Raw genomic sequence first — 14,205 nt, forward strand, 5'->3', positions numbered from 1 at the left:
TTTCCTTTTTGAATATATGTAGTCAACTACGTAAATTTGAACTAAAATTATTTTTTATGGTATTAGAGCAATCAAAGTCATTGGTATTGGGGAATCTTTTGCAGCGTTTGAATGAGAACCTTAGGAAAGAAGCGCAGTTGTTTTACAAAAGTCAAAACATCGATTTTGAACCTAAATGGTTTCCGGTGGTGTATGTGCTTTCGCAGAAAAAAGCCATTAGTGTTGTCGAACTCTCACAGGAAATTGGCTATTCCCACCCTACTACTATTTCGTTACTGAAAGAACTGGAGAAAAAAGAACTGATTGGTTCTACCAAAGACGCCAAAGATGAAAGGAAACGCCTGATCACGCTCACTGACAAGGCCAACGAGATGATCGATCAATTGCGGCCTTTATGGCAAATCATGACCGAAGCTTTGATTGAACTTACTGATACCGAAAACAATTTATTTAAAGCCATACACGAAGTAAATCAGAATCTGAAAACAAAAAATCTTTTTGACCGAATGACCACAATTAAAGAAATGAAGAGCGACACTGCTCAAAAAGCAACAGAAAATACCCTAAAAGTCGAGAAGATTGACGATAACAAATTAGTAGAAATTGCCTTTGCTATTCGCCGACAAGTATTTGTAGAGGAACAAAATGTTTCCCAGGAACGTGAATCTATGGATGATGAAGAGGCGATTCATTATCTTGCTACTGTTAATGGCTTACCAGCCGGAGCGGCACGCTACCGCCAAATGGAAAAAGGTTTCAAAATCGAAAGAATTGCTGTTTTGAATACTTATCGCGGGAAACGAATTGGAGAGGCGATTCTGCAAAAAATCTTAGCGGATTTAAAAGATGAGGAAAAGATCTATTTGTACGCTCAAGTCAATGCAAGTCGTTTTTACATCAAAAACGGATTCAAACAAACCGATAATTTTTTCCTGGATGCAGGAATTGAACACGTCGAAATGGATTATGTGAAAAAGTGAGATGTGAAAAAGTGAGATGTGAGATGTGAGATGTGAGATGTGAGATGTGAGATGTGAGATGTAAAAATGTGAAATGACAACGAGTCCTTATTAATAGTTTTACAACTCCGTTTTTCTATTCTAAAAAATCTCTACAGCTGCCGCGCTCGTGAATAAAAAAAATGGCAAATTTTAAATCATACTCACGAGCGAAATGCAGGTTTAATAAGTAATTTTCTTTTCCTTTTCCAAAAACGAAATAATATGGGCTTACAATTCTACAGCCAAAAGCTCCTTCCCTAAATTATGAAGTGCTGTTTCTATTTTGATACGTTGCGCTAATCTCGGATTTCGATGACCGGACGCATAATGCTGTATCTGTTTTTGATTTATACCAGTAATTCTTTCCAAAGCTGAATTTGTAAAAATTCCTTTGTAATAATTCAATAAACTGGCCGTGTCAAATTTATATACTAATTCATATTCTTTTTCAAGAAAGGAAGGTCTGTTATTGCTATCCAAATCTTTTAAAGTTGCTATACAATCGAGTATATCCTGTTTGCATTTCTGAACAGTATCACCGCCACCAACAATTGCTTTTTCATTTTCTGCATAACCCCAAAAACCATCTTCGTTTCTTTCAATAATAATTCTAATTGTTTTCATAGTTTTTCAAAATTTTAAAGAAAGTTAGAGTCCCATTTCTTTTCTTAATTTCTGTTCCAGTCCTTTTCCAATTTCTTTTGACCCGTGATTTGGAATAACCACCTGCTTACCATCTTTCTCATAAATCTCGTGACTTCCTTTACCCTGTCTTAAGAATACCCATCCATTTCTAATAGCCTCTCTAATAAATTCTCTAGATTTCATCTGATAACGATTTTACAAAGATAGCAAAATTACTATCTTAAAAAATTATTTTTACTTTGAAACGAAGATAGAAACAATTGCCAATAAAAGTAGGAAAAAACATATATAAATAAATTATTAAATGATCAGAACTCAGTTCATCTTATAAAAATAATGACTCCTTTCATAGCCCTGATTGCAGCGGTATCCTTTTTCTGGTCTCGTTTCTTTAATGAGAACAGAAAAAGATATAGCGAAAAGCAGGACAGTTGGTCTTAAAAACACAAAAACCTACTGCTCCTAAAAAAATAATATGTCTTTAAAAATCGAGTAAAATAAAGCCTTCGCAAGTTTTTTATAGCCGACCTATGGCACGATAAGAAAATATTATGATAAAATTATTTCATAATCAGAAAAACCGTCCTACATTTGCCTAACGGTGTTAAACAATTTAATACTCAAATAAAATGGCTAGTAAAGATCGAATTTTAAGACAAAAAGAAGAGACAAGAAATAACATTCTTGGGGCTGCTTATGATATCGTAAAAGAAGAAGGCTGGAATGGTTTGAGTATGCGTAAAATTGCCGACAGAATTGAGTATACTGCTCCAATTATTTACGAATACTTTTCGAATAAAGAGGCGATACTTGAAGAACTAACCGGTAAAGGTTTTTTGAAACTGGCCAAAGAGTTGCAAACTGCAAAAGATAAGTTTGAAAAACCCGAAGATCAGTTAGAAGCCATGTGGATGACCTACTGGGATTTCGCTTTTAGTAATACTGAAATGTACCAATTAATGTTTGGTGTTCAAATGACCTGCTGTGCACAACGATGTTCGGCTCAGGAAGCACCTTATAAATTGTTTACCTCGGTAATTGCTGAAGTTATGAAGAACAGTAATCCAAGTGAGGATATTATCAAGCAAAAATATTTTACTTTCTTTTCTGTTATTCATGGTTTGATTGCCATTAATATCATTAACAAAAGTGACATTCTGGAAACCATAAACGCTCAAATCCTAAAAGATGCGATTGGTGGTATCATAAAATCAATACAATAAAAAAAATTTCATTTTTACTTAACAGTGATAAATGATTTAATAGCCGATTAAAAAATACCTTTGCCTTGTTACTTAACAGTGATAAATAATTTAATAGAGTAATTTAGAAGCCTTTTTTTCTCATTTTACTTAACAGTGATAAATAATTTAATAGAGTAATTTAGAAACCTTTTTTCTCATTTTACTTAACAGTGATAAATAATTTAATACCCGTTTTTGAAATAGAACTGGGAGGCTCATTACATAGAAATTCAGGCCTAAAAGCTTAACAACGTTAGATAATTTAATATAATTAAATATGAATTCCCGGAATGCCAGAATACCACATCAATTAATCTCAAAAAATGTTCAACAAATTAAAACCAATAGTAAAATGAAAAATGTTATCATAACCAGTTTTATTCTGGCACTCGTACTAAGTAGTTGTGCAGATAAATCGCAAGCCCCGGCAGCTCCTGCCGCACCACTATTACCAGTTTTAGCCATTACAAGTGAAAACACCACTACAGATGCCGAATATCCTGCTTCTATACAAGGAACTGTTGATGTTGAAATTCGCCCTCAGGTGAGTGGAAACCTGGAAAGAGTTTATGTAGACGAAGGTGCTTACGTAAATAAAGGTCAAACTTTATTCAAAATAAACGAACGTCCTTTTCGCGAACAATTAAACAACGCATTGGCCAATCTTCACGCTGCCGAAGCTGCTTTAATCAACGCTCAGTTAGAAGTAGATAAACTAACTCCATTAGTTCAAAACAAAGTAGTTTCGGATTATCAATTAAAAACAGCCAAAGCTTCTCAAAAAATTGCTGCTGCCAATATTGAGCAGGCTAAAGCAATGGTGGGTTCAGCCAGAATCAATTTAGGATACACCAATGTTACAGCTCCTGTAAGCGGATACATTGGAAGATTGCCTAAAAAACAAGGTAGTTTAGTTTCGGCATCAGATGTTGAACCTTTAACCAACTTATCTGATGTGCATGAAGTTTTTGCTTATTTCTCATTGGGAGAAACCGATTTCATCAACTTTAAAGCACAATATGCCGGCAGCAGCCTAGGCGATAAAATCAAAAAGTTGCCTCCTGTAACTTTGATTTTAGCAGACAATAATGCGTATCCACAAACCGGAAAAATTGATATGGTAGACGGTCAGTTTGATAAAACCACCGGAGCCATTACACTAAGAGCCACTTTCCCTAATGCGGGCGGTACTTTACGTTCAGGAAACACGGGTAAAATTCGTTTAGGTCTTCACCATGACGATGCCGTTTTGGTACCACAATCGGCTACTGTAGAAATGCAGGATAAAGTTTTTGTTTTCACTGTTAACAAAGAAAACAAAGTCAACAAAATGCCGATCACCGTTATTGGCAAAAGCGGTACCAACTATTTGATCAAAGATGGTGTAAAATCAGGTGATCAGATTGTATTAAGCGGTATCGACAAACTTCAGGAAGGACAACTTATTCAGCCTGAAAAACCGGCCACAAAAGTTGCCCAAGTAATCACTAAAAAATAATTTTCACGCAAATGTTCAAAATATTTATACAAAGACCTGTACTGGCAACCGTAATCTCCATTTTGTTGGTGATTCTGGGGGTACTTGGACTTACGAAATTGCCCTTACAACAGTTTCCTGATATTGCCCCTCCATCGGTTTTGGTAACAGCAGTTTATCCGGGAGCTAATGCCGAAACGGTTTTACGTTCTGTTGCACCCTCTTTAGAAGAATCTATAAACGGTGTCGAGAATATGACCTACATGAGCTCTACGGCCAGTAACGACGGATCGTTAGCCATTACTGTTTTCTTTAAATTGGGAACTGATGCCGATCAGGCAGCCGTTAACGTACAAAACAGGGTGGCACAGGCTACCAGTCAATTGCCTGCCGAAGTTGTACAGCAAGGGGTAACCACTGCCAAACAACAAAATAGTTTTATCATGGCAATTGGTATGTACACCGATGACGAATCAAAATACGATCAGACGTTTGTGGCCAATTATGCGCAGATCAATATTATTCCGGAGATCAAGCGTATTCCCGGTGTTGGATCGGCCAGTATTTTTGGAGGTGTAAAAGATTACTCCATGCGTGTTTGGTTAAATCCAACGCAAATGTCAACTTACAAAGTGACTCCAAACGAAATCATGGGCGCCATTCAGGACAAAAGTTTGGAAGCGGCTCCGGGTAAATTTGGGGAAAGAAGTACAGAGGTTTTTGAATATGTAATCAAATACAAAGGAAAACTAACCAAACCGGAAGAATATGAAAATATTGCTATTCGCTCTAACGCAGACGGTTCAGTACTTCGCTTAAAAGATGTTGCAAGAGTGGAACTTGGTGCTTATTCCTATAACAGTTTAACGCGTTTGAACGGTAAAAAAGGAGTTGTAATTGGTATCATTCAGTTGGCAGGTTCAAACTCCAATGACATTCAGATCGCGATTAATAAATTGATGGTGAAAGCCTCAAAAGATTTCCCTAAAGGGATTAAACACAACATTTTCTATAGTACCAAAGTATCGCTGGATCAATCGATAGAACAAGTAGAACATACTTTAATCGAAGCATTTATATTAGTATTCATCGTAGTATTTATATTCCTGCAAGATTTTAGATCAACATTAATCCCGGCTATTGCTGTACCTGTAGCAATTTTAGGAACGTTCTTCTTCATGCAGTTATTCGGATTTTCGATCAACCTGCTAACACTTTTCGCTTTAATTCTGGCGATTGGTATTGTGGTAGATGATGCGATTGTGGTCGTCGAAGCCGTGCATGCCAAAATGGAGCACAAGCATTTGTCTCCAAAAGTAGCTACACATGAAGCAATGCACGAAATAACGGGTGCTATTATCTCGATTACGCTGGTAATGGCTGCTGTATTCCTGCCGGTTGGTTTTATGGAAGGCTCTACAGGGGTTTTCTATCGTCAGTTTGCTTTTACGATGGCAATTGCAATTGTAATTTCGGCGGTAAACGCTTTAACTTTAAGTCCGGCACTTGCTGCCTTATTCTTAAAAGACAATCACGACGCTTCCGGAGATACTGTTTATGAGAAAAAAGGATTTAAAGAGAAATTCTTCAGCGCTTTCAACAAAAGTTTTGATTCCTTAACCAATCGTTACGTTGGAGGTTTGAAATTTTTAATTCGCAGAAAATGGTTGAGCTTAGGTGGTTTAGCATTAATTACAGTCGCAACAATTGTAATGGTAAAAACGACTCCGACAGGATTTATTCCAACTGAAGATCAAGGATTCATTGCGATTGCAGTAAACACACCTTCGGGAACCTCTCTTGACGGAACACAAAAAGTAATGACTCAGGCAGAGAATTTGCTAAGAAACGACGAATCATCACGATTTGTAACAGCGATTTCTGGATTCAATTTATTAACAAATTCTACTAGTCCCTCTTCTGCAGTTATTTTTGTCTTGCTTAAGCCGGATGAAGAGCGTGGAAAAATTAAAGGAATCAACGAAATAATGGCCGATGTACAAGGAAAATTAGGAACTATTAGCGGCGGAAGTTTCTTTGTATTCAGCTTCCCTACTGTTCCCGGATTTAGTAACGTTGAAGCTTTAGATTTGGTCCTTCAGGATAAAACCGGAGGCAAATTGGATAAGTTTAGTGGCGTCTCTCAAAGCTTCATCGGAGAATTGATGAAACGTCCGGAGATTGCAGTAGCCTTTACAAGTTTCAAAGCCGATTATCCGCAGTTGCAACTGGATATCAATGATGAAAAAGCCAATCAACTGGGTGTAAACGTAAAAGACATTTTACAAACGATGCAAACTTATTTTGGTAGTGCACAAGCCTCTGATTTTAACCGATTTGGTAAATATTACAGAGTGGTTGTTCAGGCTGATATTGCCGACAGAGCTGATCCATCCTCTATTGACAGAGTTTTTGTGAAAAACAAAACCGGAGAGATGGTTCCAATAAATACCTTGGTAAAACTAAGTCGTATTTATGGTTCTGAAACCGCTTCGCGATACAATTTGTTTAATTCGATTTCGATTAACGCCATTCCGAAACCTGGATTTAGTTCGGGAGATGCCATTAAAGCCATCGAAGAAGTGGCTGCACAACAATTACCTGCAGGTTATAGTTTTGAATTTTCAGGACAAACCCGTGAAGAGATTTCTTCCGGAGGGCAATCCGCGACTATATTCTTACTGTGTTTGATATTCATCTATTTCTTACTTGCTGCACAGTATGAAAGTTACATTTTGCCTTTGGCTGTAATATTTTCAATTCCTGCAGGTATTTTTGGAGTATTTGTAGCCATTGGTTTAACCGGAATTCAAAACAACATTTATGTACAGGTAGCTCTGGTAATGTTAATTGGACTGCTCGCTAAAAATGCCATTCTGATTGTGGAGTTTGCTGCTCAGAAAAGAAAATCGGGTCAGGCATTGGTGATGGCCTCAATAGATGCCGCAAAACTGCGTTTGCGACCAATTATCATGACGTCACTGGCTTTTGTTGTGGGATTAATTCCGATGATGAGTGCCAAAGGGCCATCAGCACAAGGTAACCATTCGATTAGTATTGGCGCCGCCGGAGGTATGATTTCAGGGGTAATTCTAGGATTGTTTATCATCCCGGTTTTATTCATCATCTTCCAATATTTACAAGAAAAGGTTTCCGGAAAACCGGTAGCCGTAATTCATAACGAAGAAAAATAAAAATGGAAAACTATATCACAACCGTACTCGTAGCCATTATCATTGGCATCGGATACATCTCCTATAAAATTTCAAGAGATCTTGAAAACAGAAAAGATACTTGTACAGAAATTTAATGACAACACCTAAAATGAAAAATCATATAACCAAAATTGTGATGATTGCTATTTTGATCACCACAGTAATATCCTGTAAGGTTTCGAAGGATATTGAAACTCCAAAAGATGCATTTCCTGAAAATTTCAGGAATGCATCGGTTTCAAAAGATACGGCCAGTATCGGAGACACGGAGTGGAAAAACTTCTTTACCGAAAAAGATGTTATTCAGTTAATCGACAGTGCGGTTGCCCGAAATAACGATTTGCAAATTGCCACTAAAAACATCGAGATCGCACATTACAGATTTACACAATCCAAATGGGGAAATGTCCCTGAGGTGAATTTATCTGTAGCAGCCAGCACCAGCAATCCGTCAGATAATAGTTTTACAGGAAAGAACTTAGGTCAGGCATTGGGTCAAAATCACATTAATGATTTTACGGCCGGAGCAACACTTTCATGGGAAGCTGACATTTGGGGAAAAATAAAGAACCAGAAAAAAGGAGCTTTTGCCGGTTATCTTCAATCAGAAGAAGTTAAAAAAGCTTTACAGACTACTATTGTTGCCAATGTATCTAAAGGATATTACAATCTTTTAATGCTGGACGCACAACTGGATATCGCCAGACAAAATCTGAAATTAAATGATAGTACCACCAACATTATCAAATTAAAATACGATGCAGGTCAGGTCACTTCATTAGCGATTCAGCAATCAGAAGCACAAAAATTAAACGCTGCACAATTGATTCCGTTATTGGAACAAAACATTGCCATTCAGGAAAATGCATTGAGTGTTTTAACAGGCTCTTTCCCAAATTCAAAACAAAGAAGTCTTCGTTTAAGTGCGTTAGAAATTAAAAGCAATAATGCGATCGGTATTCCGTCTTCATTAGTAAGCCGCAGACCAGACGTAAAAAGTGCCGAACTGGCTCTTAAAGTAGCCAATGCCAATGTGGGAATCACAAAAGCCAATTTGTATCCGGCACTTAGAATCACCGCTCAGGGTGGCGTAAATTCCTTCGAAGCCAGCAATTGGTTTAACATTCCGGCTTCTTTGTTCGGAACTGTTGCCGGAGGATTGACACAGCCTTTACTGAACAATAAAAAGGTGAGAACCCAATACAATATCGCAGTTGCCGAAAGAGAAAAAGCCGTTTTTGGTTTCAGACAAGCTGTTTTAGTTGCTGTTAGTGAGGTATCTGATGCTTTAGTAAAAGTTGAGAAATTGCAACAACAGGAATCATTTTTGCAACAACGCGTAAAAACGTTACAACAAGCCATAAAAAATGCCAATTTGCTATTTAAAAACGGTATGGCGGAATATCTTGAAGTCCTTTCTGCACAGTCGAATTTATTACAAAGCGAACTAGAACTGGCCAACATAAAAAGAGAACAACTATCTGCTAATACCGAGTTGTATCGTGCCTTAGGTGGTGGTTGGAAATAATACCCGTTAATTATTTATTTTTTGAGATGAAAACGCTGTGAGACTTTTAGTTTCATGGCGTTTTTTTATGGGGTAACGCATGGTAACGCGGATTGCACAGATTCGCTATCGCGAAAACGCGGATTTTCACGGATTTTTTATTCTCGCAATCTTTTATGCGCAATCTTGTCATCCTGACGAAGGAAGGATCACACAAGTAACTCCGCAAGGTATTTCACTAATCTTTTGCAGACTAACAATTGTAATTTGCTTCTCCTCTTCGCTATCGCCAGAGCCTCGTTCCGCGAAATGACAAAAATGAGACTAAAAAAATCCGCGTCAATCCGTGTCTTCGCAAAGCGAATCCGCGTCATCCGCGTACCCTATAATCCGTAATATTTCCTTACTTTTGATATTGTCAAGCCTTCAAAAAATGGTTCCAGGCAATGAATATCGCATCGAATATTAATAAGAAATAAAACAAATCTCTTAATCAATACATTAAAACACATGAAAAGAATCGCATGCCTTGCAATTTTAGCATTACTATTTACAAACTGTAAAGAAAACAATTCGGAAAAAGAAGTAAAAGCGACAAAAGAACCAGTAAAAACAAGTCCTGCTGTAAAAAAAGAAACAGAAGAGAAAAAAGAAGATTGTAAGGATATCGAAGTAGAAATGGGTGCCGGAAGAGAATGTATCCTAAAAGGTACGGATCTTGCTCAGGTCTATCAGAATATTATCCAAAATAAAGAGGTTGAAGAATCTGTTTATTTTTTAAATACAATCCCCAACGAAAGCAAATCTGTTCCCGTAAATAAAAACGGATTAATCTCAATTGATTATGACATCTCTAAAGATAAAGTCCTTATTAGTATGAATTATGAAGGTGGTGTGACTGAAGTAACGCTCGAAAAAATAAAAGACACCATTAAAAAAAGCATTTATCATTACGCCGATTAAACTCTAAAATAAAAGGGTTTACATCAAACCAGTAAAAAACTTTCCCAAATAAACCGCTAAATAACTTTTACGTTTTTAGCGGTTTTTTTTCTCGTTCTGCAAAATGACAAAATGAGAGAGAAAAATCAGCGTCAATCCGTGTCTTCGCGATAGCGAATCCGCCTCATCCGCGTACTATATAATCCGTAATATTTCCTTATTTTTGATAGGTAAAACTTCAATCAAAATGTCAATCAATCAAAATAAGTACCTCAACGATTTAAAAATAAAATTCGAAAGCTACGCTCCGATTTCGGATACTTCCTGGAAATTAATCGAGGACATCGCCGAAATTCAATCCGTCAAAAAAGGAGAGATTTTATTACAGAGCGGGCAAACTGCAAAAGAGATACATTTTATAATCAAAGGTGCTTTACGGGCTTTTATTACCGATGCAGCCGGTAATCTCTATAACAAAAATATCTTTCTAGAAGGCCATTTTGCAGGTTCAAAGGCTTCTTTGTTGCAGCAAACGCCATCTCATTTTACCATAGAAGCACTCGAGGATTCTACCTTGATTCGGCTTAACTACAAAAAATACAGAGCGCTCATCGACCAGCACAATGATCTGAAAAATTATTACATCGCGTACTTAGAAAAAAACTGGGTGATCGAAAAAGAACAACGGGAAATAGCACTAGTCATGGAAAATGCCACCGAACGATATCTGCACCTTTTATCCAGCCATCCAGATATTTCAGAGCGGATTCCGTTGCTTCATATTGCCTCGCATTTAGGAATTACTCCTACTCAGCTAAGCCGTATCAGAAAAAATCTCGAAAAAGATTTATAAATCAACATATGTAAAGGTTTCCCATAAAGACCGGAAGTATCTTTGTCTTATATTCTTATAACTACCATTAAAATGAAAAATATAAACTTAATCGAAGACAACATAAATAATCTTACCGGAATGTGGAAAACGGTTAGTACTTCTTTCCTATCCTACCATACAACTCCTCTTTTTGAATATAGCAAAGTCGAAAATTCAGGCTGGCCTAATAAATTGTGGTTTCGAAAAGATATCTCTAAAAATGACATCGGTGAAATTACTAAAACCATGCAGACCAATTCAGAATTAGCTTTCGCCTATTGGGATATCTACGGAACAAAATCATATGAAATACTGGATGCCCATGGTTTCACATTAAAAAGCGAGCAGGTTGCGATGGCATTAAAATTAGATCAGCAATTTTCACTACAAAACCAGCTCAGCTTTAAAAGAGTTTCCACCGAACAGGATGCTAAAATATGGGCAGATTTGTATCCCCATGCTTTTGGTTATGTAATTAGTAAAGAAATACTAATTCACAATCATCATGATGTTCAGTTCTATCTGGTTTCTTTAGACCAAGAGCCCATCGGAACATTTATGCTATTCCAGACCGAAAATGTGGTTGGAATTCATGGCGTTGGAGTCATTCCGGAAATGCGCCGAAAAGGTTTTGCTGAAGAAATCATGAAATATGCTTTAAACCTCTCCATCGATTTAAATGCTGATTATGCCTTACTACAAGCCTCCGCAATGGGAAAAGATATTTACACGAGATTAGGTTTCGAAGACTTATTTGTCATTAAAAACTATGTTTTGGGAGCAAATTTCAAATTTTAAGTTTCAGGTTTCAAGAGTAAAGAAGAAAGAGCCAAGATCCAAGAGTCAAGTTTCAAAATCTATTCTCTTGACTCTTGACTCTAAAATCTAAAATCATAAATCTAAAATCATAAATCTAAACTCTAAAATCATAAATCCCCTTCTCTGTCCCAAATGCCCCTAAAATAGTCGTAAATGTGTATTCCTACTAAAAGATAAGAATCGTAAGTTTGTAATGAATTAATTAACAACCTTTTAAAAACAACCCCATGAAAAAAGCGAAAATTATTTTTTGGATTACCACTATTATTATCTTTTTATTCGAAGGCGTTATGCCGGCTTTAACTTCACAAACCGAATTGGCTAAAGAAGGAATCAAACATTTAGGATATCCTGAATATTTTGGAAATGCCTTAGTTGTTTTTAAAATTCTTGGCGTTTTGGTACTCGTGATACCATCGATTCCAAAGAATGTAAAAGAATGGGCTTATGCCGGTTTCGGTTTCGACTTCATATTTGCCTCCATAAGTCATGCTGCAGTTGACGGAATCAATTTTCAGGCATTTTTTCCTTTGATCTTTTTAGTAATTCTGGCGATCTCTTACATCTATTATCATAAAATAGAGCGTTACAAAAATATCGCTTTATAAACGTTCAGCGTGATGATAGAAGTTTATAAAACAAATGTTCAGGAAGTGGAACAATCTCTTTTGATTGTGGGAAGACTTCTTGAACATTTTCCTGACAGTCGTATTAATTTTGATTTGGAAGACTGCGATAAAATTTTACGCATACATGCATCATCCATTTCTAATCAAAGAATAATAGAACTTCTTGATTCCTATGGCTATCATTGTGAAGTTCTTTTATAAATTAAAAAAAACCACAAACAACTGATTTATAAAGTTTTGAAAATAAAATTTGTAAATTTGAAACACTATCAACCTTCAAATCTTACCAAATGAATCTACCGGCCGGACATCAGACCATCATGCCTTATTTAATTTTAAATGGCGCATCACAATTTATAGAATTTACTCAAAAAGTCTTTGATGCAACAACTTCTTCCGATCATGTACTACGCGAAGACGGAACGGTTATGCATGCCGAAATTATCATAACAGGAAGTACTATTATGGTTACAGACGTAGTTGAAGACTGGTCCAGGCAAACCGCCAACCTATTTGTCTATGTCCCGAATGTCGATGAAACTTATAAAAAAGCATTAGAAAATGGTGCCACGAGCGTAATGGGAGTCAGTAATAAAGAGTATGGAAGAACCTGTGGTGTTACTGACCCGTTTGGCAATGTCTGGTGGATCACTTCTATAATAGCATAAAACAAAAAAATTATGAAAACAGAATTAAAACAAGACATCACCACTACTTTCGGGCAATTTTCCGACACTGTTTCTCTTTTTACACAAAGCGAAGTCAATCAAATACCCTTTGAAGGTAGCTGGACAGCCGGACAGGTTGCCCGCCATATTATAAAAGCAACATCAGGGCTGCATCAGGTTTGCGAGGCTAATACCCAAAAACTAGCTGCAAACTATGATGAAAAAATTCCTGCGATTCAAGGGATATTTCTCGATTTCAGTACGAAGTACAACTCACCTGATTTTATATATCCGGAAGACCGCGAATATGATAAAACCGAGCTGATTTCAAGTCTTCAAAGAATTGAAAAAGAAATGCAGGATATTGCCGAAAATTATGATTTAACACTTACCTGTATGGGTTTTGAAATACCGGGTATTGGAAATTTAACGATCTACGAATTATTAATTTTTTGTAACGTGCATGCCAAAAGACATTTAAATCAATTGAAGAATATTTATAATGTTGTAAAAAACTAATCTATGAAATCCAAAACCAAAACCATTTTAACCGCCTGGCTCGTTGCCGGAACATTGGACGTGACGGCAGCCATTACAGTTTATGCTTTTATACTTCAAAAAACCACTGCAATAAAACTGCTGCAATCCATAGCAAGCGGCGTTTTTAAAAAAGAAGCCTACAGTGGAGGCTCGATAATGGCCCTCTTCGGTCTTGGATTCCATTACTTAATTGCACTAAGCTTCGCCTGGTTTTATTTTATCATTTATCCATATCTGCCCTTTCTCAAAAAAAGCGCAGTTGTTTCCGGATTCCTCTATGGAATATTCGTCTGGATCATTATGAATTTAATTGTGCTGCCTATCGCCTTTCCGGTGCTTCCCGAAAAACACTTAGATTTTCCGTTATTCTTATCCATGTTGATCCTGATGTTCTGTATCGGACTTCCCATCGCATTTATAACCCGAAAATATTATAGTTTTCAGACACAGTCCTAGCTGTAAGCCTGAAACTCAAAACGTCAAAAATCCCTTTTTACACAAAGGGATTTTTTTGTTTTACCCCCCTAACGTAACTTTTCTACTTTTATTTCCCTCATACAATGTTAATTATATAAACTTCCAAAAAAGTTGTGTAAGATTTATACTTCAGTAATCCGGTAACTTTAATCTTTGATACTAAAAAG

15 protein-coding genes are annotated in these 14,205 nt (G+C 36.7%); 13 read left to right on the plus strand and 2 right to left on the minus strand.

The window, feature by feature from the left end:
* Positions 1–56 precede the first annotated feature (56 nt).
* Positions 57–980 carry a bifunctional helix-turn-helix transcriptional regulator/GNAT family N-acetyltransferase gene (locus OGZ34_RS17665; protein ID WP_263361128.1) on the plus strand — a complete coding sequence of 308 codons (924 nt, stop codon included), beginning with the start codon at positions 57–59 and terminating at the stop codon, positions 978–980.
* 249 nt (positions 981–1,229) lie between these two features.
* Here OGZ34_RS17665 and OGZ34_RS17670 read toward each other — a convergent pair whose 3' ends face one another.
* Together OGZ34_RS17670 and OGZ34_RS17675 are read right to left on the minus strand one after the other, a co-directional pair.
* Positions 1,230–1,625 (minus strand): type II toxin-antitoxin system HicB family antitoxin, encoded by a 396-nt coding sequence (locus OGZ34_RS17670; protein WP_263361129.1) that lies wholly within the window; start codon positions 1,623–1,625, stop codon positions 1,230–1,232.
* A gap of 24 nt (positions 1,626–1,649) precedes the next feature.
* Positions 1,650–1,829, minus strand: a complete 180-nt coding sequence (locus OGZ34_RS17675) for a type II toxin-antitoxin system HicA family toxin (protein ID WP_202704166.1) — start codon at positions 1,827–1,829, stop codon at positions 1,650–1,652.
* Between the two features lie 446 nt (positions 1,830–2,275).
* Between OGZ34_RS17675 and OGZ34_RS17680 the strand changes: the two genes are divergently transcribed.
* From OGZ34_RS17680 to OGZ34_RS17735, 12 genes are all read left to right on the plus strand, one after another.
* Entirely contained in the window at positions 2,276–2,869 is a 594-nt protein-coding gene (locus tag OGZ34_RS17680) for a TetR/AcrR family transcriptional regulator (protein ID WP_173964548.1), read from the plus strand.
* Positions 2,870–3,167: 298 nt separating this feature from the next.
* On the plus strand, positions 3,168–4,388 hold the full coding sequence (locus tag OGZ34_RS17685; protein ID WP_263361130.1) for an efflux RND transporter periplasmic adaptor subunit: 1,221 nt from the start codon (positions 3,168–3,170) through the stop codon (positions 4,386–4,388).
* Between the two features lie 11 nt (positions 4,389–4,399).
* Positions 4,400–7,561, plus strand: a complete 3,162-nt coding sequence (locus OGZ34_RS17690) for an efflux RND transporter permease subunit (protein WP_263361131.1) — start codon at positions 4,400–4,402, stop codon at positions 7,559–7,561.
* A 130-nt stretch (positions 7,562–7,691) separates the two neighbouring features.
* Positions 7,692–9,110, plus strand: coding sequence for a TolC family protein (locus tag OGZ34_RS17695; protein WP_263361132.1), 1,419 nt, complete (start codon positions 7,692–7,694; stop codon positions 9,108–9,110).
* Between the two features lie 489 nt (positions 9,111–9,599).
* Complete coding sequence (locus OGZ34_RS17700; RefSeq protein WP_263361133.1) at positions 9,600–10,052, plus strand: hypothetical protein; 453 nt, start codon at positions 9,600–9,602, stop codon at positions 10,050–10,052.
* A 226-nt stretch (positions 10,053–10,278) separates the two neighbouring features.
* Positions 10,279–10,884 (plus strand): Crp/Fnr family transcriptional regulator, encoded by a 606-nt coding sequence (locus OGZ34_RS17705; RefSeq protein ID WP_263361134.1) that lies wholly within the window; start codon positions 10,279–10,281, stop codon positions 10,882–10,884.
* 72 nt (positions 10,885–10,956) lie between these two features.
* Positions 10,957–11,703 (plus strand): GNAT family N-acetyltransferase, encoded by a 747-nt coding sequence (locus OGZ34_RS17710; RefSeq protein ID WP_263361135.1) that lies wholly within the window; start codon positions 10,957–10,959, stop codon positions 11,701–11,703.
* Positions 11,704–11,951: 248 nt separating this feature from the next.
* Positions 11,952–12,332: a DoxX family protein gene (locus OGZ34_RS17715; RefSeq protein WP_173967438.1), complete on the plus strand. Its 381-nt coding sequence runs from the start codon at positions 11,952–11,954 to the stop codon at positions 12,330–12,332.
* A 12-nt stretch (positions 12,333–12,344) separates the two neighbouring features.
* On the plus strand, positions 12,345–12,554 hold the full coding sequence (locus tag OGZ34_RS17720; RefSeq protein ID WP_263361136.1) for a hypothetical protein: 210 nt from the start codon (positions 12,345–12,347) through the stop codon (positions 12,552–12,554).
* Between the two features lie 89 nt (positions 12,555–12,643).
* On the plus strand, positions 12,644–13,021 hold the full coding sequence (locus tag OGZ34_RS17725; RefSeq protein WP_173967436.1) for a VOC family protein: 378 nt from the start codon (positions 12,644–12,646) through the stop codon (positions 13,019–13,021).
* A gap of 12 nt (positions 13,022–13,033) precedes the next feature.
* Positions 13,034–13,540: a DinB family protein gene (locus OGZ34_RS17730; protein ID WP_263361137.1), complete on the plus strand. Its 507-nt coding sequence runs from the start codon at positions 13,034–13,036 to the stop codon at positions 13,538–13,540.
* A gap of 3 nt (positions 13,541–13,543) precedes the next feature.
* A complete protein-coding gene (locus OGZ34_RS17735; RefSeq protein ID WP_263361138.1) occupies positions 13,544–14,017 on the plus strand; it encodes a DUF1440 domain-containing protein in 474 nt (157 codons plus the stop codon).
* The last annotated feature ends 188 nt before the right edge of the window (positions 14,018–14,205 follow it).

It is taken from the genome of Flavobacterium collinsii, assembly GCF_946903285.1.
Taxonomy (GTDB): domain Bacteria; phylum Bacteroidota; class Bacteroidia; order Flavobacteriales; family Flavobacteriaceae; genus Flavobacterium; species Flavobacterium collinsii.

What these genes read in the sequence shown, in the direction of transcription:
- OGZ34_RS17680 (WP_173964548.1), top strand. Translation starts at nt 2,276, where the DNA reads ATGGCTAGTAAAGATCGAATTTTAAGACAAAAAGAAGAGACAAGAAAT.
- OGZ34_RS17670 (WP_263361129.1), bottom strand. Translation starts at nt 1,625, where the DNA reads ATGAAAACAATTAGAATTATTATTGAAAGAAACGAAGATGGTTTTTGG.
- OGZ34_RS17665 (WP_263361128.1), top strand. Translation starts at nt 57, where the DNA reads ATGGTATTAGAGCAATCAAAGTCATTGGTATTGGGGAATCTTTTGCAG.
- OGZ34_RS17735 (WP_263361138.1), top strand. Translation starts at nt 13,544, where the DNA reads ATGAAATCCAAAACCAAAACCATTTTAACCGCCTGGCTCGTTGCCGGA.
- OGZ34_RS17695 (WP_263361132.1), top strand. Translation starts at nt 7,692, where the DNA reads ATGAAAAATCATATAACCAAAATTGTGATGATTGCTATTTTGATCACC.
- OGZ34_RS17710 (WP_263361135.1), top strand. Translation starts at nt 10,957, where the DNA reads ATGAAAAATATAAACTTAATCGAAGACAACATAAATAATCTTACCGGA.
- OGZ34_RS17690 (WP_263361131.1), top strand. Translation starts at nt 4,400, where the DNA reads ATGTTCAAAATATTTATACAAAGACCTGTACTGGCAACCGTAATCTCC.
- OGZ34_RS17675 (WP_202704166.1), bottom strand. Translation starts at nt 1,829, where the DNA reads ATGAAATCTAGAGAATTTATTAGAGAGGCTATTAGAAATGGATGGGTA.
- OGZ34_RS17720 (WP_263361136.1), top strand. Translation starts at nt 12,345, where the DNA reads ATGATAGAAGTTTATAAAACAAATGTTCAGGAAGTGGAACAATCTCTT.
- OGZ34_RS17715 (WP_173967438.1), top strand. Translation starts at nt 11,952, where the DNA reads ATGAAAAAAGCGAAAATTATTTTTTGGATTACCACTATTATTATCTTT.
- OGZ34_RS17685 (WP_263361130.1), top strand. Translation starts at nt 3,168, where the DNA reads ATGAATTCCCGGAATGCCAGAATACCACATCAATTAATCTCAAAAAAT.
- OGZ34_RS17700 (WP_263361133.1), top strand. Translation starts at nt 9,600, where the DNA reads ATGAAAAGAATCGCATGCCTTGCAATTTTAGCATTACTATTTACAAAC.
- OGZ34_RS17725 (WP_173967436.1), top strand. Translation starts at nt 12,644, where the DNA reads ATGAATCTACCGGCCGGACATCAGACCATCATGCCTTATTTAATTTTA.
- OGZ34_RS17705 (WP_263361134.1), top strand. Translation starts at nt 10,279, where the DNA reads ATGTCAATCAATCAAAATAAGTACCTCAACGATTTAAAAATAAAATTC.
- OGZ34_RS17730 (WP_263361137.1), top strand. Translation starts at nt 13,034, where the DNA reads ATGAAAACAGAATTAAAACAAGACATCACCACTACTTTCGGGCAATTT.